This window comes from Ilyobacter sp. (assembly GCF_041583315.1).
Lineage (GTDB): Bacteria > Fusobacteriota > Fusobacteriia > Fusobacteriales > Fusobacteriaceae > Ilyobacter.
On record NZ_JBFHGC010000515.1, the window covers coordinates 1 to 2,087 of the forward strand.

At 34.4% G+C, this 2,087-nt stretch carries 2 protein-coding genes; both read right to left on the bottom strand.

Annotated features, from left to right (window positions below; genetic code table 11):
- Nucleotides 1–98: 98 nt before the first annotated feature.
- Nucleotides 99–875: a serine hydrolase gene (locus tag ABZA26_RS13630; protein ID WP_372715043.1), complete on the bottom strand. Its 777-nt coding sequence runs from the start codon at nucleotides 873–875 to the stop codon at nucleotides 99–101.
- Nucleotides 876–892: 17 nt separating this feature from the next.
- On the bottom strand, nucleotides 893–1,699 hold the full coding sequence (locus ABZA26_RS13635) for a hypothetical protein (RefSeq protein WP_372715044.1): 807 nt from the start codon (nucleotides 1,697–1,699) through the stop codon (nucleotides 893–895).
- Nucleotides 1,700–2,087 lie beyond the last annotated feature (388 nt).

The window sequence follows — 2,087 nt, forward strand, 5'->3', positions numbered from 1 at the left end:
CCTTGGATTTTCAAGGTTATTTAGCTTATTTTTCACAGCCTTGACCTTTTGGTTACTTTTCTGTCAAGAGAAAAGTAACACCATAGAAATTCAGTACTTCACCCAACACCTTGAGCTACATTTTTCAAAAAAGCTTTTTTTATCCTGGAGATTATCTCCAGAGCTTCTAGAGGATCTAGGGCATCGTCCACAAAAATTCCCAAAATAAAGTTAGCATTTTCCAAAAAAACAATCCCAATATCATGGTAGAAATCTCCCAGCTCACCGCTTCTGTATGTAGTCTTCCATTCTGGAATATAATTTCTTATACCCCTTCCTACCCTTTGATATTTAAGCATCTCCACTGAAAAGTTGCTTACTTCCAGATTTTTAAATACAGACTTATTATATATTTTTTCCAGAATATTGGACATATCTCTTATACTGGTAATATTTTCCCTGTTTTTTTCAATTGCATCAAAATCCAGCATAAGTCTTTGAACCTTTGTGTCTATAAGACCCATTCTTTCTGCCCTTTTGTTTATACTCTCCATTCCAAAAAGGTTTAAGAGGGTATTTATAGCTATATAATCATTGGCCGTCATCATGAGAACTATTAGATCTTTTAAGGTATAAGAACTTATTGACAGGTCTCTTATAAGACTTAGATAAGAGATCCCCTTCTCTTTTATCTCTATCCTGTCATCTAGTTTATACTGTCCGTCCTCTATCTGCTTCAAGGCCTCTACCATCACCATTACCTTCATTACAGTGGGAGACCGGAATACTTTATTGCACCTGTGAGAGACTAGTACCTTATTATCCGAGAGATTCTTTGCATAGACAGAAACAGTATCCCCATACTCCGCCATAATATTTACTATCTCATTTTGCATAAAATCATCTCCCCTGTTTAAATAATCTTAATCTCTATATCTTCTGGTTTTCCTATTTCAAATTCATGATTCAGTATCATATATTTTCTCGGATTTACCGCAAAAAGATTGTACTCTACCTTCATAGTGCTGTCATTTAAGAAACTAAAATACTCTATAAGACTTCCTGTCTGATTTCCGACTTTGACTATTATATTTGACATCTGATCCAAAAATACCTCTAAACCGTCTCTGTCCAGGTCAAGAAGCTCCTCAAGGGAATTCTCTGTAAACACTACTTCTCCAGACCTGTCCATAGAGTCGTAGAGAAACCAGAAAAACTTAAAAACCAGCGGCATATAAAAATCTTCTCCGGATTCTTTGATTTTGCTCAGTATCATCTTCCCGTAAATATCAAGTTTGTCAAATATCTCCTGAGCTTCCTTCTCCTCCCTGTTGAGATCACTCATTGCCATATATATATTCTCTATTCTTTCTTTATCATATTCATCCTCAGCCATGAGCTCTATTATCTCATCCTCATCTATCTCATGATTCTTTAGCTCACCTATTATCATTTTCTCAGTATCTACGAGTCCCCTATATATCCCGTCAGTCATGTCTTCCAGTATTGTTTTCAGTTTTTCATAATAAAGAAGCTCCTCCTGATCCCCCTCATCCTCCAGGTCCATTATGATGCTTTCCATACCGTTTAAAAATTCCCCCTCTAGATATCGGGATAGTATCCTCAGGTCTTCTAGGGTCATTTTCATCTTTATATCCACATCCAGTTCCCCTATTATATCTCTGTTCTTTATTTTAAATCCTTTTCCGATTATTTCCATATTCTCAACTCCTTTTATAGTTTATTCTGAATTTTTACTCTCTTCCTTTGTTAAAAAATAAAAAGTAAATTAAAAGAAGCCCTCTAAAAGGGCCTCTTACAAAAGGGAGAGTTATTACCAGCCGATCATTCATTATAAGGCTGGTTTGATATATGAAAATAAAAAAGGAGAGAGTTAATAATGTTGTTGCAGTTTTTCTTTTTATTGTCTTCTGTAACTTTGCGAGAGTCGGAAGTAATAAAGAGGTTTTCTGCTTTTATAAACAAATAAATCTATGTTTCCTTTTTTTGTTCTCAGTATTTTGACTATCACTTTCGCCATAAAGTTTAAAGAATTATTAATTTATTTTTTATTTTTTATATAAATATAAAAAAGCCTCTGCAAAAGC

What these genes read in the sequence shown, in the direction of transcription:
- ABZA26_RS13635 (WP_372715044.1), bottom strand. Translation starts at nt 1,699, where the DNA reads ATGGAAATAATCGGAAAAGGATTTAAAATAAAGAACAGAGATATAATA.
- ABZA26_RS13630 (WP_372715043.1), bottom strand. Translation starts at nt 875, where the DNA reads ATGCAAAATGAGATAGTAAATATTATGGCGGAGTATGGGGATACTGTT.